This is a genomic window from Streptomyces sp. NPDC047061 (assembly GCF_040643955.1).
Classification (GTDB): Bacteria; Actinomycetota; Actinomycetes; order Streptomycetales; family Streptomycetaceae; genus Streptomyces.
Genome location: NZ_JBEYVI010000002.1, coordinates 228,563 through 249,502, shown reverse-complemented (window position 1 = coordinate 249,502; position 20,940 = coordinate 228,563). Strand labels below are relative to the sequence as shown.

The 20,940-nt window shown below is 70.8% G+C and carries 20 protein-coding genes; 6 read left to right on the top strand and 14 right to left on the bottom strand.

From position 1 onward, the window contains the following. The 13 genes from ABZ887_RS04530 to ABZ887_RS04470 form a co-directional block, all read right to left on the bottom strand. Positions 1–567, bottom strand: a complete 567-nt coding sequence (locus ABZ887_RS04530; RefSeq protein ID WP_361282851.1) for an SMI1/KNR4 family protein — start codon at positions 565–567, stop codon at positions 1–3. Between the two features lie 145 nt (positions 568–712). Further along, entirely contained in the window at positions 713–1,105 is a 393-nt protein-coding gene (locus ABZ887_RS04525; protein WP_089099495.1) for a YccF domain-containing protein, read from the bottom strand. Beyond that, a complete protein-coding gene (gene htpX, locus ABZ887_RS04520) occupies positions 1,102–1,965 on the bottom strand; it encodes a zinc metalloprotease HtpX (RefSeq protein WP_361282848.1) in 864 nt (287 codons plus the stop codon). The genes ABZ887_RS04525 and htpX overlap by 4 nt, the downstream gene beginning before the upstream one ends. 252 nt (positions 1,966–2,217) lie before the next feature. Next, positions 2,218–3,741, bottom strand: coding sequence for an NADH-quinone oxidoreductase subunit N (locus ABZ887_RS04515; protein WP_361282846.1), 1,524 nt, complete (start codon positions 3,739–3,741; stop codon positions 2,218–2,220). Further along, positions 3,738–5,312: an NADH-quinone oxidoreductase subunit M gene (locus ABZ887_RS04510; RefSeq protein WP_361282844.1), complete on the bottom strand. Its 1,575-nt coding sequence runs from the start codon at positions 5,310–5,312 to the stop codon at positions 3,738–3,740. Before ABZ887_RS04510 ends, ABZ887_RS04515 begins: the two co-directional genes overlap by 4 nt. A 6-nt stretch (positions 5,313–5,318) precedes the next feature. Further along, positions 5,319–7,313, bottom strand: coding sequence for an NADH-quinone oxidoreductase subunit L (locus ABZ887_RS04505; protein WP_361282842.1), 1,995 nt, complete (start codon positions 7,311–7,313; stop codon positions 5,319–5,321). Next, positions 7,310–7,687, bottom strand: a complete 378-nt coding sequence (nuoK, locus tag ABZ887_RS04500; RefSeq protein ID WP_361282840.1) for an NADH-quinone oxidoreductase subunit NuoK — start codon at positions 7,685–7,687, stop codon at positions 7,310–7,312. The genes ABZ887_RS04505 and nuoK overlap by 4 nt, the downstream gene beginning before the upstream one ends. Next, complete coding sequence (locus tag ABZ887_RS04495; RefSeq protein ID WP_361283353.1) at positions 7,687–8,421, bottom strand: NADH-quinone oxidoreductase subunit J; 735 nt, start codon at positions 8,419–8,421, stop codon at positions 7,687–7,689. Before ABZ887_RS04495 ends, nuoK begins: the two co-directional genes overlap by 1 nt. Next, a complete protein-coding gene (locus ABZ887_RS04490) occupies positions 8,421–8,972 on the bottom strand; it encodes an NADH-quinone oxidoreductase subunit I (RefSeq protein ID WP_361282838.1) in 552 nt (183 codons plus the stop codon). Before ABZ887_RS04490 ends, ABZ887_RS04495 begins: the two co-directional genes overlap by 1 nt. Before the next feature lie 2 nt (positions 8,973–8,974). Next, on the bottom strand, positions 8,975–9,943 hold the full coding sequence (locus tag ABZ887_RS04485; RefSeq protein ID WP_361282836.1) for a complex I subunit 1 family protein: 969 nt from the start codon (positions 9,941–9,943) through the stop codon (positions 8,975–8,977). Continuing rightward, the gene (locus ABZ887_RS04480) at positions 9,940–11,349 is read right to left on the bottom strand and encodes an NADH-quinone oxidoreductase subunit C (protein WP_361282834.1); all 1,410 of its coding nucleotides are present in this window, start codon (positions 11,347–11,349) and stop codon (positions 9,940–9,942) included. Before ABZ887_RS04480 ends, ABZ887_RS04485 begins: the two co-directional genes overlap by 4 nt. Next, entirely contained in the window at positions 11,346–11,951 is a 606-nt protein-coding gene (locus ABZ887_RS04475) for an NADH-quinone oxidoreductase subunit B family protein (protein ID WP_361282832.1), read from the bottom strand. Before ABZ887_RS04475 ends, ABZ887_RS04480 begins: the two co-directional genes overlap by 4 nt. Then, positions 11,942–12,352: an NADH-quinone oxidoreductase subunit A gene (locus tag ABZ887_RS04470; RefSeq protein ID WP_361282830.1), complete on the bottom strand. Its 411-nt coding sequence runs from the start codon at positions 12,350–12,352 to the stop codon at positions 11,942–11,944. The genes ABZ887_RS04475 and ABZ887_RS04470 overlap by 10 nt, the downstream gene beginning before the upstream one ends. Before the next feature lie 268 nt (positions 12,353–12,620). Between ABZ887_RS04470 and ABZ887_RS04465 the strand changes: the two genes are divergently transcribed. The 5 genes from ABZ887_RS04465 (at position 12,621) to ABZ887_RS04445 (ending at position 19,493) form a co-directional block, all read left to right on the top strand. Beyond that, positions 12,621–13,811 (top strand): sensor domain-containing protein, encoded by a 1,191-nt coding sequence (locus ABZ887_RS04465; protein ID WP_361282828.1) that lies wholly within the window; start codon positions 12,621–12,623, stop codon positions 13,809–13,811. Between the two features lie 158 nt (positions 13,812–13,969). Continuing rightward, complete coding sequence (locus ABZ887_RS04460) at positions 13,970–15,325, top strand: sensor domain-containing protein (protein ID WP_361282826.1); 1,356 nt, start codon at positions 13,970–13,972, stop codon at positions 15,323–15,325. A 254-nt stretch (positions 15,326–15,579) separates the two neighbouring features. Beyond that, positions 15,580–16,287, top strand: a complete 708-nt coding sequence (locus ABZ887_RS04455; RefSeq protein WP_361282824.1) for a response regulator transcription factor — start codon at positions 15,580–15,582, stop codon at positions 16,285–16,287. Between the two features lie 202 nt (positions 16,288–16,489). Next, complete coding sequence (locus tag ABZ887_RS04450) at positions 16,490–18,418, top strand: 2-oxoacid:acceptor oxidoreductase subunit alpha (protein WP_361282822.1); 1,929 nt, start codon at positions 16,490–16,492, stop codon at positions 18,416–18,418. 4 nt (positions 18,419–18,422) lie between these two features. Then, positions 18,423–19,493: a 2-oxoacid:ferredoxin oxidoreductase subunit beta gene (locus ABZ887_RS04445; RefSeq protein ID WP_361283351.1), complete on the top strand. Its 1,071-nt coding sequence runs from the start codon at positions 18,423–18,425 to the stop codon at positions 19,491–19,493. 40 nt (positions 19,494–19,533) lie between these two features. Here the strand turns inward: ABZ887_RS04445 and ABZ887_RS04440 are convergent, their stop codons facing one another. Beyond that, positions 19,534–19,872 carry a helix-turn-helix domain-containing protein gene (locus tag ABZ887_RS04440; protein WP_361283349.1) on the bottom strand — a complete coding sequence of 113 codons (339 nt, stop codon included), beginning with the start codon at positions 19,870–19,872 and terminating at the stop codon, positions 19,534–19,536. 188 nt (positions 19,873–20,060) lie between these two features. Here ABZ887_RS04440 and ABZ887_RS04435 point away from each other — a divergent pair, with 188 nt between their 5' ends. Continuing rightward, the gene (locus tag ABZ887_RS04435; RefSeq protein WP_361282820.1) at positions 20,061–20,912 is read left to right on the top strand and encodes an SDR family oxidoreductase; all 852 of its coding nucleotides are present in this window, start codon (positions 20,061–20,063) and stop codon (positions 20,910–20,912) included. Positions 20,913–20,940 lie beyond the last annotated feature (28 nt).

Genomic DNA, 20,940 nt, shown 5'->3' with positions numbered 1-20,940 from the left:
TCAGGAGGCCTGCTCCGGAGCCGTGCGTATCCGGAAGTCGGCCCAGGGCGCCAGGTCGGTGCCCTCGTCGGTCTCCTCGTACCAGCCCGTGCCCTCCAGCCATACGCGCAGCCAGTCGGTGAGGCTGGGCGCGTCCACGAACCAGGCGCCGTCGGCGTCGTCGGCGTTCGGCTCGTAGAGCAGGACCGTGGCCTGTGGGGTCCGGCAGTCGACGCACGCGTACATGCCGCAGCCCCAGTGGGATATCGGCAGGACGCCCTCGGGCCAGGGCCGGTCCGGGTTCTTGCGGCCGTACTCGCGGTTGGTGAGGTACTGGGTGACGGCGGCCGGTTCGCCCGAGGGCGCCGCGTCGAGCAGGGGCAGCAGGCCGTACGACGGGCCGAACCCGCCGTCGCCCACCCGCTCGTAGAGCGCGGCGAGGAGCGGTGGCAGCGGGAAGCCCAGGGCCTGACCGGCGCGGTCGAGCGTGGCGGCGTCGACGGGCGCGGGGAGCGAAGGCCAGCCCCACGGGCGGGAGTCGCGGGCCTGCGCGGTCACCTGTGTCAGCAACTGCTCGATCTCGGTCATGGCTTCATGATGCAGCCCGCCACTGACAACCGGGCCGGCCTGTGGACAACCTCCCGCCGACGCTCCGGCCTGTGGACAACTCGTCGGCCGGAGACGTCGGATGACGTCGGATGAGGTCGGTCTTCTTCGAGAGGACGAGGAGCGGTCAGCGGGTCGCGAACGGCTGGTCCGTGGGGACGATCTCGCGGCCGAGCGGGAGCAGGGAGACCGGGATCAGCTTGAAGTTGGCGATGCCGAACGGGATACCGATGATCGTCAGGCACATCGCGATACCGGTGACGATGTGGGCAAGGGCCAGCCACCAGCCCGCGAGGACCAGCCACAGGACGTTGCCGATGCAGGAGGGGGCACCCGCGTCGCGGCGCTCCACCGTCGTGTAGCCGAAGGGCCAGAGGGCGTACACGCCGATACGGAACGCTGCTATGCCAAATGGAATGCCGATGATCGTGATGCAGAGGATCACGCCCGCGAGCAGGTAGCCGAGGAACAGCCAGAAGCCGCTCAGGACGAGCCAAATGATGTTCAGGATGGTCTTCACTGCGGGCGACCTGCCATCTTCTCTAGCCGGGCGATCCGTTCCGCCATGGGCGGGTGCGTCGAGAACATCTTGGACAGTCCCTGCCCCGGACGGAAGGGGTTCGCGATCATCATGTGGCTCGCGGTCTCGATCCGGGGCTCGGGGGGCAGCGGGAGCTGCTTGGTGCCGGCGTCGAGCTTGCGCAGGGCGCTGGCGAGGGCGAGCGGGTCGCCGGTGAGCTGGGCGCCGGAGGCGTCCGCCTCGTACTCCCGGGAGCGGCTGATGGCGAGCTGGATGAGGCTGGCGGCGAGCGGACCCAGGATCATGATCAGCAGCAGGCCGAGGAATCCGGGACCGTCGTCGTCGTCCGAACGGCCGACCGGGATCAGCCACGCGAAGTTGACGAGGAACATGATCACCGAGGCGAGGGCGCCGGCGACGGACGAGATGAGGATGTCGCGGTTGTAGACGTGGCTGAGTTCGTGGCCGATGACACCGCGCAGTTCCCGCTCGTCCAGGATGCGCAGGATGCCTTCCGTGCAGCACACGGCGGCGTTGCGCGGATTGCGGCCCGTGGCGAAGGCGTTCGGAGCCTCCGTCGGGGAGATGTACAGGCGGGGCATGGGCTGGCGGGCCTGGGTGGAGAGCTCGCGGACCATCCGGTACAGGGCCGGGGCCTCGAATTCGCTCACCGGGCGGGCGCGCATCGCGCGTAGCGCCAGTTTGTCGCTGTTCCAGTACGCGTACGCGTTCGTCCCGAGGGCGACGAGGACCGCGACGATCAGACCCGTTCGGCCGAAGAAGCTGCCGATGACGATGATGAGTGCCGACAGTCCCCCGAGGAGAACTGCGGTCCTGAGCCCGTTGTGCCGGCGGTGCACGGTACGCCCTCCAAGTCGTGCGGCAGGGGAACCCTTTGCCTGCGGTGCTGCCTTCCGATCTGCGATGCCACCGGTGTCGTGGTGTCACGTCCAGTGGACCCTTTCGCACTGGTCAACGCCAGGCGACGGCCACTAGTTCCCTTGTGCCCGCTGTGCGCCGCGTGAGCCGTCCGGGTGAGGGCCGTGCCGGGCGCGCGTGACCGCCCGGCACGCGGGCGTGCGGGATGTCTCCCCACGCGCGCGTGCAGGGCGTCAGAACAGGCCCGTGGCGGCGAAGCGGAGCACCAGCTGCGGTGCTCCGGAGAGGACGACGCCGAGGGTGCCGGTGAGGGCGAGCGCGGCCGTGAGGGGGGCCGGGAGACGGTGCCTGACGGGCTCGCCCTCGGGGGCGCGGAACAGCAGGGCCGTCCACTGGAGGTAGTAGTAGAGGGCGATCACCACGTTGATGGCCATGACGACGGCGAGCCAGCCGAGGCCGGCGTCGACGGCCGCCGAGAAGACGGTGACCTTGGCGAACAGGCCGATGATGCCGGGCGGGAGTCCGGCGAGGCACAGCAGGAAGAACGCGAGGAGCAGTGCGGTGAGCGGGTTCCTGGCGTACAGGCCGCGGTAGTCGGAGATCCGGTTGAGCCGCTGGGTGCGGGCGACGGCGGCGGCCACCGCGAAGGCACCGAGGTTCACGGCGGCGTACATGAGGGCGTAGGCGACGGTGGAGCCGACGGCCTTCTGGGCGTCCCTGGTGTATCCGGCGGCGGCGATCGGCACCAGCAGATAGCCGGCCTGGCCCACCGACGACCAGGCGAGCAGTCGTACCGCGCTGTACGCGCGCGTGGCCTGCTGGCGCAGGGCCGCCACGTTGCCGACGCTCATGGTGAGGGCGGCCAGGGCGGCGAGCGCGGGTCCCCAGACGTCGGCGTACGACGGGAAGGCGACGACGGTGACGAGGATCAGGCCGGAGAAGCCTACGGCCTTGCCGACGACCGACAGGTAGGCGGCGATCGGGAGCGGGGCGCCGACGTAGGTGTCGGGCACCCAGAAGTGGAACGGGACGGCGGCCGTCTTGAACGCGAAACCCACGAGGGTGAGGACGACGCCCGTCTGGGCGAGGGTGTGCAGTTGTCCGTCGACGTGCTGGATCCGGTCGGCGACCTGGGTGAGGTAGAGGCTGCCGGTGGTGGCGTACACGAAGCTGACGCCCATGAGGCTGACCGCGGTCGCGGTCACCGAGGACAGGAAGAACTTCAGGGCCGCTTCGGAGGACCTCTTGTCGCCGTGCCGGATGCCGACGAGGGCGAAGGCGGGCAGGGAGGCGACCTCCAGGGCGACGATCAGGGTGGCGAGGTCGCGGGAGGCGGGCAGCAGGGCGGCGCCGGCGGCCGAGGAGAGCAGCAGGAACCAGAACTCGCCCTGGGGGTAGCGGCGGTTCCCGTCCTTCAGGGCGGTGAGGGACAGCAGGGCCGTGAGCAGGGCGCCGCCGAGGACGAGGAACTGCACGACCAGGGTGAACCGGTCGGCCGTGTAGCTGCACGCGCGCGTGCTGCCGGTCAGGCAGAAGGTGCTGCGGTCGTGGTCGAGGAGCGGGAGCAGCAGGAGGGTGGCCGCGGTGAGTCCGGCGACCGAGACCCAGCCGAGGAGCGGTTTCTTTGCCTCGGGTACGAAGAGGTCGGCGATCAGGACGATCAGGCCGACGACCGCGGTGAGGGTGGGCGGGGCGATGGCGAGCCAGTCGACGGACTGGACGAGGTTCGCGGCCAGTGGCTGGGCCAGGGCGCTCATCGGGTGCCTCCTGCGAGGAGCTGCTGGACGGCCGGATCGGTCAGACCGAGCAGGGCCCTCGGCCACAGTCCGGCGACGACGGTGAGGGCGACGAGCGGGGTCCAGGCCGCGAACTCGTAGGTGCGGACGTCGGCGAGTTCCGGCATGTCCTGCGGTGTGGCGCCCATGCAGACGCGGCGGACCACGGCCAGCATGTAGGCGGCCGTCAGCAGGGTGCCGAAGGCGGCGATCGCCATGAAGGTCAGGAAGGCCGGCCGGCTGAGGCCGGTGGCGGGCTTGAAGGCTCCGAACAGGGCCAGCATCTCGCCCCAGAACCCGGCGAGGCCGGGCAGCCCGAGCGAGGCGACGGCGGCGAACGCGAGCAGCCCGCCGAGCCGCGGTGCCCTGCCGTACAGCGCGGCTCCCGTCTCCTCCGCGAGGGTGTCCAGGTCGGTGGTGCCGGTGCGGTCCTTCAGGCCGCCGACCAGGAAGAACAGCAGGCCGGTGATGAGGCCGTGGGCGATGTTGGCGAACAGGGCGCCGTTGACGCCGGTCGGGGTCATGGTGGCGATGCCGAGCAGGACGAAGCCCATGTGGCCGACGGAGGAGTAGGCGATCAGCCGTTTGAGGTCGCCCTTGGCGCCTCGTTTGGCCAGGTTCAGGCAGGCCAGGGACCCGTAGATGATCCCGACGACCGCGAAGGCGGCGAGGTACGGCGCGAAGGTGCGGAATCCGTCGGGCGCGACCGGCAGCAGGATCCGGACGAACCCGTACGTGCCCATCTTGAGCATGACACCTGCGAGCAGGACCGAGCCGACGGTCGGCGCGGCGGTGTGGGCGTCCGGCAGCCAGCTGTGCAGGGGCCACATCGGGGTCTTGACCGCGAGCCCGATCCCGATCGTCAGAACGGCGATGACCTGCACGGATGCGGTCAGCGACCGGCCGTTGTCAGTGGCGAGTGCCACCATGTCGAACGTGCCCGCCTTGATTCCGATCAGGAGCAGGCCGAGCAGCATGACGACGGATCCGAGCAGGGTGAAGAGGATGAACCTCCAGGCGGCCCTGGTCCGCCCCGCGCCGCCCCAGCGGGCGATGAGGAAGTACATCGGGATGAGCACCGTCTCGAACGCGAGGAAGAACAGCAGCAGGTCGAGGACGGCGAAGCTCGCGAGGGTGCCGGACTCCAGGACGAGGATCAGTGCGACGAAGGCCTTCGGGGACGGGCCCGCGGGCGGGTTGAAGTACGAGTAGAGCGCGCAGAGGAAGGTCAGCAGCGCGGTCAGGACCACGAGGGGGAGGGAGATGCCGTCGATGCCGAGGTGGATGCGCACGTCGAGTGCGGGGATCCAGCTGATGTCGGTCGTGGCCTGCATCCTCGACGGATGGTCCTGGTCGAAGCCGAGCGCGAGGACGATCGCGGCGATGAGGATCGCGCCGGTCACGGTCACGCCGTGGCGGAGCACGGCCTGCTCGGGAGACTTCCCCTTCAGCCCGGGCGGGGCGGGCAGCAGGGCGGCGACCGCGCCGAGAAGCGGGCCGACGACGATCAATGCCAGAAGGAACTGCATCACGGACTCGCTGATATCGATCACGCCTGCTCACGCTCCCGTGGCGACGAGGAGGACGGCGACCGCCAGGACGACGGTGCCGGCGAGCAGCGCGCTCACATAGGTCTGGACGTTGCCGGTCTGGGCTCGCCGTACGGCGGCGCCGAGCAGGCGGGGCAGAGCGCCCGCCCCGCGCACGTAGGTGTCGACGACCTCGCGGTCGAGGAACTGGACGAGACTCGCGGCGGCCAGCACCGGGCGGACGAACAGCGCGTCGTAGACGGCGTCCAGGTGGAAGCCCTCGGCCGCGTGCCGGTGCAGGGGGCCGAGCAGCAGCCGGCCGGGGTCCGCCGGGTCGGGTGCGTAGGCCACGTCGCCGAACACCTGCTGGTGGGCGGCGATGGCCTCGGCCTCGACGAGTCCGGGTTCGCCCTCGGGGTGGGTGACGACCGCCCCGAGCGGGACGCGGGCGGCCAGCGCCCTGGTGCGCTGCCAGGCACCGTAGGTGACGAGTCCGCCGACGAGCGCGAGGCCGGTGCCGAGGACCGACGTGGTGAGGGTCGGGGTGAGGGCGCGGCCGTCGAACCAGCCGGGCAGCGAGCGGTAGGCGAACCCGCCGAAGGCGAGGGACGGCACGGCCAGGACCCACAGGACCACGGTCATGGACCGCGGCTGCCTGCCGTGGTCGGGTGCCTCGGCTCCCCGGCCCCGGAAGGTCAGCAGCCACAGCCGGGTCGCGTAGGCGGCGGTCAGCAGCGCGGTCGCCAGGCCCGCGACCAGGACGATCCAGCCGGCGCTGCCGGGGACGTGCTCGGCGTGACCGGTCGTCGCGTGCTCCGCGGCTCCGAGGACGGACTCCTTCGAGAAGAAGCCGCTGAAGGGAGGGATCGCGGCGAGCGCGAGCAGGGCCACGGTCATCGTCCAGTAGGCGTCCGGGACCCGGTCGCGCAGGCCTGAGGTGCGGGACATGACGGCCAGCGAGTTGGTGCCGGCGGCATGGATGATCACGCCGGCCGCGAGGAACAGGAGCGCCTTGAAGGCGCCGTGGGACAGGAGGTGGAAGACGGCGGCACCACGGTCGCCGACGGCGAGCGCGCCGGTCATGTAGCCGAGCTGGCCGATCGTCGAGTAGGCGAGGACGCGCTTGATGTCGTCCTGGGCGAGCGCGGCGAGAGCCGAACCGACCATCGTGACGGCAGCCATGACGGCGAGGACGACCATCACGGCCGCACTGGCCTCGAAGACCGGGAGAAGGCGGGCGACGAAGTAGACACCGGCGGCGACCATGGTCGCGGCGTGGATCAGCGCGGAGACGGGGGTCGGGCCGGCCATGGCGTCGGGGAGCCAGGTGTGCAGCGGGAACTGCGCGGACTTGCCGGCCACTCCGCACAGGAGCAGCAGGCCGACCAGGGTGGGGTGGTGCAGCCCGCCGTTCGCGACGGTGCCGAGGACCGTGGTGATGCGGAACGACCCGGCGTCGGTGGCCAGCGCGAACAGGCCGATCAGGAACGGTACGTCGCCGAGCTTGGTGACCAGGAAGGCCTTCATGGAGGCGGCGCGTGCCTCGGCGGTCTCCCAGTAGTGGCCGACCAGGAAGTAGGAGCAGATGCCCATGACTTCCCAGCCGACCAGCAGCACGATGAGGTCGCCGGAGTAGACGACCAGCAGCATCGCGGAGGTGAACAGGGAGACGAGGGCGGCGTACGAGGGGTAGCGCGGGTCCTCGCGCAGGTAGCCGGTCGAGTAGATCTGCACGCAGGTCGCGACGAAGGCGACCAGGATGGCGACGAGGGCGGCGAAGCCGTCGATGTGCAGGGCGAGTTCGACGGGGACCGAGCCGGTCGGGGTGAGCTCGGTGTGGGCGTCCACGGCCCGGCCGCCGCCCTGGTCGGCGGCGACCGTGCAGGCGAGGGCCAGCGCGGCGAGCGTCGGCAGGATCGCGAGCGGGCGGACGAAACCGGGGGCGGTGCGTCCCAGGAGCAGACCGGCGGCGGCGCCGAGGAACGGCAGGAGGGGGACGAGGACGGCGAGGGTGGTCGTGGTCACGCGGTGGCCTCAGCCTTCTCGTCGGCCGCCTCGTCCGGGGGCGTGCCGTCGTCGTGGCCCTCGGCGGTGTCGCGGAGCCGGTCGATGTCGGAGGTGCCGCGGTTGCGGTAGACGGCGAGGACGATCGCCAGGCCGATGCCGATCTCGGCGGCGGCGATGGCGATGGTGAACAGGGTCAGGGCCTGGCCGGAGTGCAGGGTGTCCCGGGCTGTCTTGCTCAGCCAGACGTCGAAGGCGACGAGGTTGAGGTTGACGGCGTTGAGCATCAGCTCGACCGACATCAGGACCAGGATCGCGTTGCGGCGGGCCAGGACGCCGTACAGGCCGGTGCAGAAGAGGAGAGCGGCGAGAACGGCGGGATAGGCGAGGTGCATCAGCGGGCGCCTTCCTGCTCGGATTCCTGCCCGGATTCCTGCCCGGGCTTCTGCTCGGGTTTCTGTTCGGGTTTCTGTTCGGGTTTCTGTTCGGGAGCCTGCTCGGTCCGTTGCCCGATCGGGTGAATCCCGGAACCTGTGACGGGAGGGGAACTCTGCGTGACGGTCCGGCCGTTCACAGGGGGCGGGGCCGACTCCGCCTCCGCCTTCCGGGACAGGACGATCGCGCCGACGAGGGCCGCGAGGAGGAGGACGGAGAGGGCCTCGAAGGGCAGGACCCAGTTCTGGAAGAGGCTCGCGCCGGTGACCTTCGTCGAGCCGGCGGCGGCGCCGTCGAGGTCGATCCAGGTGGTGCGGAAGGCGTCCACGACCACCCAGACGAGGGCGGCTGCGGCGGCGACGGCCACGGCCAGCGCGACCCAGCGGTTTCCTGAGTCGGCGTCCGGGGATCGGCCGATCGGGGCCTTGGTGAGCATCAGACCGAAGAGAAGGAGGACGACGACGGAGCCGACATAGATGAGGACCTGCACCCAGGCGATGAACTCGGCGGTGAGCAGCAGGTATTCGACGGCGATCCCGCCGAGGGCGACCACCAGCCACAGGGCGGCGTGCACCAGCTGGCGGGTGGTGACTGTGACGAGGGCGGCGCCGAAGGTGACCAGGCCGACGAGGAGGAAGGCGATCTCGACACCGGTCGGCGACAGGAATCCGTGCGGTGCTTGGGCGAGAGGGATCACTGCTCCCCCTCCCGCGGCTCGGCCTGGGCGGCCGCGAGCTTCTCGGCGGTCTTGCGGGCGGCGGCGATCTCCTTCGGTTCCTCCGCGCCGGGGTCGAGGGCGGGCGGGGCCGGGACCGTCCACATCCACTCGCGGAGCTTGTCGCGCTCGTGGGTGAGTTCGTGGATGTCGGTCTCGGCGTACTCGAACTCCGGGGACCAGAACAGCGCGTCGAAAGGACAGACCTCGATGCAGATACCGCAGTACATGCACAGGGAGAAGTCGATGGCGAAGCGGTCCAGGACGTTGCGGCTGCGTTCGCGGCCGCCCGGGGCCGCCGCCGGGACGGTCTCCTTGTGGGAGTCGATGTAGATGCACCAGTCGGGGCACTCACGGGCGCAGAGCATGCAGACCGTGCAGTTCTCCTCGAACAGCCCGATCACACCCCGGGTCCGGGGCGGGAGGTCGGGAAGGGCGTCCGGGTACTGCTCGGTGACCGACTTCCGGGTCATCGTGCGCAGGGTGACGGCCAGGCCCTTGGCGAGGCCACTTCCGGGAATGGGAGCCACGGTTAGGAGATCACCACCTTGACGATGCCGGTGAGGGCGATCTGGGCGAGAGAGAGGGGGACGAGGAGGGTCCAGGAGAACTTCTGCAACTGGTCCTCGCGCAGCCGGGGGTAGGTCACGCGGAGCCAGATCACGACGAAGGCGAGGAGGGCCGTCTTCAGCAGGGTCCACAGCCAGCCGAGGCCGTCGGCACCCCACGGGCCGTGCCAGCCGCCCAGGAAGAGGACGGTGGTCAGGCCGCACAGGACGACGATCCCGGCGTACTCGGCGAGCAGGAACAGGGCGAAGCGCAGGCCGGTGTACTCGGTGTACGCGCCGAAGATGATCTCCGAGTCGGCGACGGGCATGTCGAACGGGGGCCGCTGGAGTTCCGCGAGGCCGGCGACGAAGAAGACCAGGCCGCCGGTGATCTGCCAGGGCAGCCACCACCAGTGGAAGGAACCCACGATGCCCGGCAGGGAGACGGTTCCGGCCGCCATCGCCACGGAGGCGGCGGCGAGCAGCATCGGGAGTTCGTAGGCGAGGAGCTGGGCGGCGGTGCGCAGGCCGCCGAGGAGGGAGAACTTGTTGGCGCTGGCCCAGCCGGCCATGAGCGAGCCGAGGACGCCGATGCCCATCACGGCCAGCACGAAGAACACGCCCGCGTCCAGGACCTGACCGACCGCGCCCTCTCCGGGGCCGATCGGGATGGCGAGCAGCACCAGCAGATACGGGAGAAGGGCCACCGCGGGGGCCAGTTGGAAGACACGGCGGTCCGCGCCCGCCGGGACGACGTCCTCCTTCTGCGCGAACTTCACGCCGTCGGCGATCAGCTGGGCCCAGCCGTGGAAACCACCGGCGTACATCGGGCCGAGGCGGCCCTGCATGTGGGCCATCACCTTGTGCTCGGTCTGACCGACGATCAGAGGGAAGGTGAGGAAGACGACGAACACGATGAGGAGTCGCAGGGCGACGTCCAGAGCGTCGTTCACTGCGGGCCTCCTGGCGGGTCGTCGGGGGCGGCGGGGGCGGGGGCTTCGGGGTGGGGCGGGGCGTCGGAGGGCGGGGCCTCGGAACCGGACGGTCCGGGGCCGGACGGTTCGGGACCCGACGGTTCGGGACCGGAGTCCTCGGGTGCCTCAGGTTCGGCCGGGTCCGGCTCGGGCTCCACGGGCGCTCCGGGTTCCACCGGCTCCACGGGCGCGGCAGGGCTCGGCTCGGGCTCCTGGGGCGCGGCAGGGCGCGGCTCGGGCGGCCCCGGTGCCGTCGGCTCCTCCGTCCCCGGCTCCTCGAAGGCCGGGCGGGCGTGGTGCCACGGCGCGTCCGAGCTGCGGGGGGTTGCGGGGCGGGCCGGTGTGACCGGCACCGCCGGGGTCTCCGTCTCCTGCGCACGCTGTGAAGCGGAGCCGCCCGATGCGGTACGTGCCCGGCGCGGCCCCCGGGGAGCGGCCGACGGCTCCGCGGCAGGAGCGGTCGCCTCCTCCGCAGCGGTGCCTTGCGCGGCGCTCCCCTCGGCGGGCGTCTTCTCCGCGTCGGAGGCCGTCCGCTGCGTGGCGGATCCCTCGCTCGCGGTCCGTGCGCGGCGTGGAGCGGCCGTCGGCCCCGCCAGGCCCTCGGCAGGCGTCTCGGCCGCCGCCGCAGGCGCCGCAGCCGCCGCAGTCGTCTCAGCCGGCCCGGCTGCCTCGGCCACCTCGGCCGCCTGGCTCGCCGAGCCCTCCGCGGTCGTGCGTGAGCGGCGTACCGGGCGTTCGCCGGTCGCACGGGCCGGGCGTTCGCCGGCGGGGCGGCCCGCTGTGGCTCGCGCCGGGCGGGCGGGGGCGGCCGGGAGCTGGCCCTTGAGGGGGCCCCACTCGTTGGGGTCGGGGACGCCCGGGGGCAGCATCTGGCGGCGCTTGGGGCCGCCGTGGTCGGACTCGCCCGGTTCCTTGGCGCCGGGCCAGGCCTTGGCGACGCGGGCCGCGAGGACGAAGTCCTTGCGGAGGGGGTGGCCTTCGAAGGTTTCCGGGAGGAGGAGGTGGTCCAGGCCGGGGTGGCCGGTGAAGCGGACGCCGAACATCTCGTGGGTCTCGCGTTCGTGCCAGCGGGCGCCCGCGAAGACGCCGACGGCGGACGGGAGTTCGGGGGCGGCGTGCGGGACGGTGGTGCGCAGGAGCAGGCGGCGGACCGGGGCGAGGGCGACGAGGTGGGCGGAGACACGGAAGCCGGTGCCTGGTTCGTCGACCGCGCTCAGCCAGTCGAAGTAGGTGCAGGAGAGGGTCGTACGGGCGATCTCCAGGGCGGCGAGCCAGGAGGAGGGAGGGACGTCGACCGTCAGGACGTCGTAGGACTCTTCGGCGGTGGCGTCGGTGCCGAAGAGTTCCTCGGCCGGGGCCGGCAGCCAGCCGGTCGGGGCGGTCATCGTGGGTCCCCCTGGCCGTCGTGCGTCGTGGGGACCGGAGGCCGGACCAGGCCGCTCTGGAGGGCCGCGGCGGAGGGGCGGGGGGTGCCGTAGCGCTCGCTCAGGGACTCCGCGGCGATCTTCTCCTGGAGTTTGAGGATGCCCTGGAGGAGCGCCTCGGGACGCGGCGGGCAGCCGGGGACGTAGACGTCCACGGGGATGATCTGGTCGACGCCCTTGGTGACGGAGTAGGAGTCCCAGTAGGGGCCGCCGCAGTTCGAGCAGGCGCCGAAGGAGATGACGTACTTCGGCTCGGGCATCTGCTCGTACAGGCGCTTGACCGCCGGGGCCATCTTGTCCGTGACCGTGCCCGAGACCACCATCAGGTCGGCCTGGCGGGGGCCCGGCGCGAAGGGGATCACGCCGAGGCGGATGAAGTCGTGGCGGGCCATCGACGCGGCGATGAACTCGATCGCGCAGCAGGCGAGGCCGAAGTTGAAGACCCAGAGCGAGTAGCGGCGGCCCCAGTTGAGGACGACCTTCATCGGTTCGGGGGCAAGGCGGGCGAGCGTGCCCAGCCTCTGCGGCTCCGGCAGCGGCACGGGCTCCGGCATCACGTCCATGTCAGGACGCCCTTCTTGTATGCGTACAGCAGGCCCACGGCGAGGAAGCCGAGGAAGATGAACATCTCCACGAGCGTGGTCGCGCCGTAGCCGGGGGCGGCGAAGACCGTCGCCCAGGGGAACAGGAAGATCGAGTCGACGGCGAAGATGACGTAGAGGAAGGCGTAGACGTAGTAGCGGACCTGGGTGTGGGCCCAGCCCTCGCCGACGGGGTCGACGCCGCACTCGTAGGTGAGGAGTTTCTCCGGTGTGGGGACCACCGGGCGCAGCAGCCGGCCGGCGCCGAAGGCGACGGCTACGAAGAGCACGCCGACCAGCGTCAGCAGCCCCACGACCGAGTAGGACGCGAAGTAGTCCGCGGCGAGGACCGCGGTCGGTTCACCGCCCACCGTCTCCCGCATCGCCCGTCCCTCACTCCCTCGACAGACCACAGGCCCGACCGGCCCGGTGCCGTGACCTCAGTCAACTCTTGATTCGACGATCTGTACGCACGGGAGTCTAGGCCCTGATAAAGACACGGTAAGCAGGCCGTCACACAGTGGGCCATGGCGGGCCGTGGCGGGCTGCGGTGGGACACAGGACCGGGGGCGGCTGGTGGGGTTTTCCCCAGGGCGGCCCGGGCGGCGAACTCCATGGCGTCGCGCCACGGCACACGGCACGCTGGCGCATATGACCGCACCAGCACCCCGATCCCTCAGCCCCGCCGACGGCAAGGAGGACCGCGAGCGGCTGCCGCCCGTGCGGTTCGCCTACGACGCGCACACCTGGAAGGAGATCTCGCACCTCCTGCTGAACCTGCCGATGTCGTTGTTCGGCTTCGTGTACGTCACCACGACGGTGTGGGTGAGCGGTGTCCTGACGCTGACGGTGATCGGTATACCCCTGCTCGCCGCGACCCTGCTGGGCGCCCGGCAGCTGGGGAAGCTGGAGCGGGGACGCGCGCGTGCGCTGCTCGGGGTGCGGGTGGAGGAGCCGACCCCGCTGCCGTGGAGCAGGCGGGGTGCGGGCACCGGGCGGCTGTGGATGACGTTGAAGGACCCGGTGGGCTGGCGGACGCTGCTGTACGACTTCATCCGGCTGCCGTGGGGCGTCCTCACCTTCTGCCTCACGCTGGTCTCGCTGTTCGTGCTGTGGCCGGTGCTGCCGTTCATCGCGCGCGGGCTGGCGAACGTGGACCGGGCGATGGTGCGCGGCCTGCTGTCGCCCTCCGACGAGCTGGAGCGCCGGATCGCCGAGCTGGAGTCGGACCGGGGGGTGGTCGTCGACACGGCCGCCGCCGACCTGCGGCGGATCGAGCGGGATCTGCACGACGGTGCACAGGCCCGGCTCGTCAATCTGGCGATGGGGCTCGGCCTGGCGAAGGAGAAGCTGCTGGAGGATCCCGACGCTGCCGCCGCGATGGTCGAGGAGGCGCATGGCGAGGTGAAGCTGGCGCTGCAGGAGCTCAGGGATCTCGCCCGGGGCATCCATCCGGCGGTGCTGACCGACCGGGGGCTGGACGCGGCGCTGTCGTCGGTCGCCTCGCGCTGCACGGTGCCGGTCCAGGTGACCGCGGACCTGCCGTCCAGACCGGCGGCCGCGATCGAGGGCATCGCCTACTTCACCGTCTCCGAGCTGCTGCAGAACATCAGCAAGCACAGCGGGGCGCGTACCGCCTCGGTGGACGTGTGGCGGGCCGACGACCGGCTGCTGATCCAGGTGCAGGACGACGGGCGCGGCGGGGCGAGCCTGGACGGCGGCTCCGGGATGCGCGGGCTCGCGGACCGGCTGGGCGCGGTCGACGGACTGTTCGTCGTGAACTCACCGGCCGGCGGTCCCACGACGGTCACCGCGGAGCTGCCCTGGCGGGACCGGGCGTAGCGAATCGGGCGTAGTGCGGCGCGGGGGGTGGGGAAAACCCCCCTCTCAAGACGCCGATGGCCTCCATGGTCCCTCGACCTGCGGCACAGCAGAGTGGGGATACGGCAGGACAGGGCCGATGAGACTGGGACTGGACGGAACAGGACGGGACGGCGCCGATGGCCACGGAGTACGGACACGGACACGGGTACACGCAGGAGCAGGGGTACGGCCACGAGCCGTACGGCGAGCGTCGGCATCGGGTGCCGGCCGTGCTGCGGGCACCGTTCGAGGCACGCAGCTGGCGTGAGTTCGGCTATGTCCTGCTGGGCCTGCCGGTCGGCGTGACGCTGTTCGTGTGGACCGTGACGATGCTGTCCCTCGGGGTGGGTTTGCTGGTGACCTTCATCGGGATCCCGTTGCTGGCGGTGGCCCTGGCCGGGTGCCGCGGCTTCGGGGCGCTGGAACGGGCACGCGCGCGTGGGCTGCTGAAGCTGGAGGTGGCCGACCCGGAGCCGCTGCGGATGCGCAAGCCGGGGTTCTTCCCCTGGATCGGCGCGGTGCTGAAGAGCGGCGCGTCCTGGCGTCATCTGCTGTACGCGGTCCTGCAGTTCCCCTGGTCGATGCTCTCCTTCGTCGTGGCCCTCAATTTCTGGGCGTACGGCTGGGCTCTGCTGACGTATCCGCTGTGGTTCTGGGTGTTCCCGATGTGGGCCGGGCAGGGCGGGCTCCAGCTGTACGGCGACGGGCACCACAGCGTCTACCTCGACAACCCGTTCGAGATCACCGTGACCGCGCTGGTGGGGCTGCTGTTCACGCTGGCCACGCCGTGGATCGTCCGGGCGCTGACGCTGGTGGACCGGGTGATGGTGCGCGGGCTGCTGGGGCCGTCGAAGCTGGCGTCGCGGGTGGTGGAGCTGGAGTCGGACCGGGGGATCGTGGTGGACGCGGCCGCCGCCGACCTGCGGCGGATCGAGCGGGATCTGCACGACGGGGCACAGGCGCGGCTGGTGGCGCTGGCCATGGATCTGGGGCTGGCGAAGGAGAAGCTGCGGGAGGATCCGCAGGCGGCGGCGCGGATGGTGGACGAGGCGCACGGTGAGGTGAAGACGGCGCTGCAGGAGCTGCGGGACCTGGCCCGCGGGATCCATCCCGCCGTGCTGACCGACCGGGGGCTGGACGCGGCGCTGTCCGCGGTGGCGTCGCGGTGCACGGTGCCGGTGCGGGTGGAGGTCGATCTGGCGGAGCGGCCGGCGGCGGCGATCGAGGGGATCGCGTACTTCACGGTGTCCGAGTTGCTGCAGAACGTCAGCAAGCATGCGCGGGCGAGTGGGGCGGCGGTGGATGTGTGGCGGAGCGAGGACCGGTTGATGCTGCAGGTCGTGGACGACGGGGTGGGGGGTGCGGACACGGCGAGGGGGTCGGGGCTGGCGGGGCTGGCCGAGCGGCTCGACGCGGTCGACGGGATTCTGGTGGTGGACTCGCCGGTGGGTGGGCCCACGCGGGTGACGGCGGAGCTGCCCTGGCGGGGCTGAGGGCGGGTTCTTCGCCCCCGCCGCCCCTACCCGTCCCGTCCTTGAAGGGGGTGGGCCCCCTTCTACCGCCCGGTTCGGGGGCTGCCGCCCCCGGACCCCCGCTTCGGCCTGGACGGCCTCGTCCTCAAACGCCGGACGGGCTGGAAAGCAGGGCTAGTGGGCGGCTGGGCGGCCTGATTTGGTTCGCCTCCTCTCCTTACCCGCACGCACTCCGATCCGAATGCTGGAATGCTGGACTTTCGGACAGGGCAGGCATGTACGCCGGACGGGGTGTGGGGGGCCGGGAGATCGTGGAGGACAGGGTGCGGGTGGTCATCGCCGAGGATTCCGTGCTGCTCAGAGAAGGGCTGACCCGGCTGTTGACCGACCGGGGGCACGACGTCGTCGCGGGGGTCGGGGACGCGGAGGCTCTGGTCAAGACCATCGCCGAGCTGGATGCGCAGGACGCGCTGCCGGACGTCGTCGTCGCGGACGTGCGGATGCCGCCGACGCACACCGACGAGGGTGTGCGGGCCGCCGTACGGCTGCGGAAGGCGCATCCGGAGCTCGGGGTGCTGGTGCTGTCGCAGTACGTGGAGGAGCGCTACGCCACCGAACTGCTGGCCGGTTCCAGCCGGGGCGTGGGGTATCTGCTGAAGGACCGGGTCGCCGACGTGCGGGAGTTCGTGGACGCCGTGGTGCGGGTCGCGGAGGGTGGTACGGCGCTCGATCCGGAGGTCGTCGCGCAGTTGCTCGGGCGGAGCCGGAAGCAGGACGTGCTCGCGGGCCTCACCCCGCGGGAGCGGGAGGTGCTGGGGCTGATGGCCGAGGGGCGGACGAACTCGGCGATCGCGCGGCAGCTGGTCGTGAGCGACGGAGCCGTCGAGAAGCACGTCAGCAACATCTTCCTCAAACTCGGGCTCTCCCAGAGCGACGGTGACCACCGGCGCGTTCTGGCCGTTCTGACGTATCTGAACTCCTGACGGGCCGACGGCACCGTGTCGGCACCGGAAGGCGGCCAGGGGGAGGGAAAATCGTGACAAGTCAGGGCGACAGGTCGTCTCAGAACTCGGTCCAGCATGCGAGCGGACACGGGAAGGCGACCCTAACCGACGTAGGGTTGATTACGGGATGGTCCGTGGGACGACCGCTCCCGGACAGCCGCCTCGAAGGAGGTCCAGTTCAGTGACCAGCCAGGTCAGCAGGACAACGGAACAGGCCGACGGAACCGTCGTAGGAGAGCAGCGCAAGCCGGGCGGCGTGAAGGCCGTTCGGCGCCTCGATCGGGTGATCATCCGGTTCGCGGGGGACTCGGGTGACGGTATGCAGCTCACCGGTGACCGGTTCACGTCGGAGACCGCGTCTTTCGGCAACGATCTGTCCACCCTGCCGAACTTCCCCGCCGAGATCCGGGCCCCCGCAGGCACTCTGCCGGGGGTTTCCTCGTTCCAGTTGCACTTCGCCGACCACGACATCCTCACCCCGGGCGACGCCCCGAACGTGCTGGTGGCCATGAACCCGGCCGCTCTGAAGGCGAACATCGGGGACCTGCCGCGCGGCGCGGAGATCATCGTCAACACGGACGAGTTCACCAAACGGGCGATGCAGAAGGTCGGCTACGACACCTCGCCCCTGGAGGACGGGTCGCTCGACGGCTACAGCCTCCATCCGGTGCCGCTGACCACGCTGACCGTGGAGGCACTGAAGGAATTCGACCTCAGCCGCAAGGAGGCCGAGCGCAGCAAGAACATGTTCGCGCTCGGCCTCCTGTCATGGATGTACCACCGGCCGACCGAGGGCACGGAGAGATTCCTCCAGCAGAAGTTCGCCAAGAAGCCCGAGGTCATGAAGGCGAACCTGGTGGCCTTCAGGGCGGGATGGAACTTCGGCGAGACGACCGAGGACTTCGCCGTCTCGTACGAGATCGCTCCGGCGACGAAGGCTTTCCCGGTGGGCACCTACCGGAACATCTCGGGGAACCTGGCGCTGGCCTACGGCCTGGTCGCGGCGTCGCGGCAGGCGGATCTGCCGCTGTTCCTCGGGTCGTATCCGATCACCCCGGCCTCGGACATCCTGCACGAGCTGTCCAAGCACAAGAACTTCGGTGTGCGGACCTTCCAGGCGGAGGACGAGATCGCCGGCATCGGCGCGGCGCTGGGGGCTGCCTTCGGCGGCTCGCTGGCGGTGACGACGACGTCCGGTCCGGGTGTCGCCCTGAAGGCGGAGACGGTCGGGCTCGCGGTCTCGCTGGAACTGCCGCTGCTGGTGATCGACATCCAGCGGGGCGGGCCGTCCACCGGGCTGCCGACCAAGACCGAGCAGGCCGACCTGCTCCAGGCGATGTACGGGCGCAACGGCGAGGCACCGGTGCCGGTGATCGCGCCGCGGACACCGGCGGACTGTTTCGACGCGGCACTGGAGGCGGCCCGGATCGCGCTGACCTACCGGACGCCGGTGATGCTGCTGTCCGACGGCTATCTGGCCAACGGCAGTGAGCCCTGGCGGATCCCGGAACCGGCGGAGCTGCCGGATCTGCGGGTGCAGTTCGCGAGCGGTCCCAACCACACCCTCGACGACGGTACCGAGGTCTTCTGGCCGTACAAGCGGGACCCGCAGACCCTCGCCCGGCCGTGGGCGATCCCGGGCACGCCCGGTCTCGAGCACCGCATCGGCGGCATCGAGAAGCAGGACGGCACGGGCAACATCTCCTACGACCCCGCCAACCACGACTTCATGGTCCGCACCCGGCAGGCCAAGATCGACGGCATCGACGTCCCCGACATCGAGGTGGACGACCCGGACGGCGCCAGGACCCTGGTGCTGGGCTGGGGGTCGACGTACGGGCCGATCACGGCGGCGGTACGGCGGCTGCGCGCGGCCGGCGAGCCGATCGCGCAGGCGCACCTGTGGCACCTCAACCCGTTCCCGAGGAATCTCGGTGCGGTGCTCAAGGGTTACGACAAGGTGGTGATCCCCGAGATGAACCTCGGCCAGCTCGCCATCCTCATCCGGGCGAAGTACCTGGTGGACGCACATTCGTACAACCAGGTCAACGGCATGCCGTTCAAGGCCGAACAGCTCGCCACGGCGCTCGAGGAGGCCATCCATGACTGACGCCATGACCGACGCCGGGACCGACGCCGACGGGCTGCTGCAGCTCGTCCCCAAGGCCGAGGCCAAGCAGTCCATGAAGGACTTCAAGTCGGACCAGGAGGTGCGCTGGTGCCCGGGCTGCGGTGACTACGCGATCCTGGCGGCCGTGCAGGGGTTCATGCCGGAGCTGGGGCTGGCGAAGGAGAACATCGTCTTCGTCTCGGGCATCGGCTGCTCGTCCCGCTTCCCGTACTACATGAACACGTACGGCATGCACTCCATCCACGGCCGCGCCCCCGCGATCGCGACCGGGCTCGCCACCAGCCGGCGGGACCTGTCGGTGTGGGTGGTGACCGGTGACGGCGACGCGCTCTCCATCGGCGGCAACCACCTGATCCACGCGCTGCGCCGGAACGTCAACCTGAAGATCCTCCTCTTCAACAACCGGATCTACGGGTTGACGAAGGGGCAGTACTCACCGACGTCCGAGGTCGGCAAGATCACCAAGTCGACGCCGATGGGCTCGCTGGACGCCCCGTTCAACCCGGTGTCGCTGGCGATCGGCGCGGAGGCGTCCTTCGTCGCGCGCACGATCGACTCCGACCGCAAGCACCTGACCGAGGTGCTGCGCGCGGCCGCCGCCCACCCGGGCACGGCCCTGATCGAGATCTACCAGAACTGCAACATCTTCAACGACGGTGCCTTCGACGCCCTCAAGGACAAGCAGTCGGCGGAGGAGGCGGTGATCCGCCTGGAGCACGGGAAGCCCATCCGCTTCGGAGCGGACGGCGCGCGCGGTGTGGTGCGGGACCGCCTCACGGGCGACCTGAAGGTGGTCGACGTGACCGCGGAGAACGAGTCCGAGGTCCTCGTCCACGACGCCCACTCCCCCTCCCCCACCACGGCCTTCGCGCTGTCCCGGCTGGCCGACCCCGACACCCTGCACCACACGCCCCTCGGCGTCTTCCGCTCGGTGGAACGGCCCGTGTACGACGTCCAGATGTCCGAGCAGCTGGACACCGCCGTCGAACGGCACGGCAAGGGCGACCTGGCGGCGCTGCTGGCCGGCGGGGACACCTGGACGGTCGTGGGCTGACCCCCGGAAGTCGCGAGCGGTGACGAGTGGGGCCCGGGCCTCAGGCGCGCTTCGCGTCGTCGTACGCGGTCCGGGCCCGCTCGACGTCCGCCATGCGCCGCTCGGTCCACAGCGCCAGGTCCCGCACCTGCTGGGCGGCCTCGCGGCCGAGGTCGGTGAGGGAGTAGTCGACGCGGGGCGGGATGACGGGCTTGGCGTCCCGGTGGACGAGGCCGTCGCGTTCCAGGGTCTGCAGGGTCTGGGTGAGCATCTTCTCGCTGACCCGGCCGATCGCGCGGCGCAGTTCGCTGAAGCGGTGCGGGCGGTCGAGGAGCTGGATCAGCACCAGGACGCCCCAGCGGCTGGTGACGTGCTCCAGCACCAGGCGGTACGGGCACATCTCCACGCCGACGACGTACGTCCCGGCCTTCGGTGCGGCTTCGGCTTCGACTTCTGCTCGGACTTCTGCTCGGACTTCGGAGGCACTTACGGGCATGCCAGTACCTTACTTCAAAGTGGGTACTTTCTCAGGGTTAGCGCACCTCCTAGGGTTAGTGGCATCGGAACCCCACAAGGAGATCGCAGACCATGAGCATCGTTGTCACCGGAGCCACCGGACACCTGGGCCGTCACGTCGTGACGCAGCTGCTGGAGAAGGTCCCGGCCGAGCAGATCACCGCCGTCGTGCGTGACGAGGCCAAGGCCGCCGACTTCGCCGCCGCGGGCGTGCGAATCGCCGTCGCGGACTACAACGCCCCCGAGACCTTCGACGGCCTCTTCGCCGCCGGCGACAAGGTCCTGCTGATCTCCGGCAACGAGTTCGACAAGGGCCGCCCGGCGCAGCACAAGGTCGTCATCGACGCCGCCAAGGCGGCCGGCGTGGCCCTGCTGGCGTACACCAGCGCCCCGGGCAGCCTGCACGCCTCGCTGGTGGACGACCACCGTGCCACCGAGGAGGTGCTGCTCGCCTCCGGCCTGCCGTACACCCTGCTGCGCAACGGCTGGTACCACGAGAACTACACCGAGAACCTCGCCCCGGTCCTCGCGCACGACGCCGTCGTCACGGCCGCCGGCGAGGGCCGGGTCTCCTCGGCCTCCCGCGCCGACTACGCGGCCGCCGCGGTCGCCGTGCTGACCGGCGAGGGCCACGAGAACCAGACATACGAGCTGGGCGGCGACGTCGCCTGGAGCTTCGCCGAGTACGCGGCCGAGGTCTCGAAGCAGACCGGCAAGGAGATCGCCTACAACTCCGTGCCCGGCGAGGCGCTCCAGGGCATCCTCACCGGCGCGGGCGTGCCGGAGATGTTCGCCGCGATCCTGGTCGACGTCGACGCGTCGATCGCCAAGGGCGAGCTGGTCGTCGACTCGGGCGACCTCTCCCGCCTGGCCGGCCGCCCGACCTCCCCGATCTCCGAGGCGATCACCGCGGCGCTCAAGTAAAGCCCTCGGGTAAAGCCCTCCAGCAAAA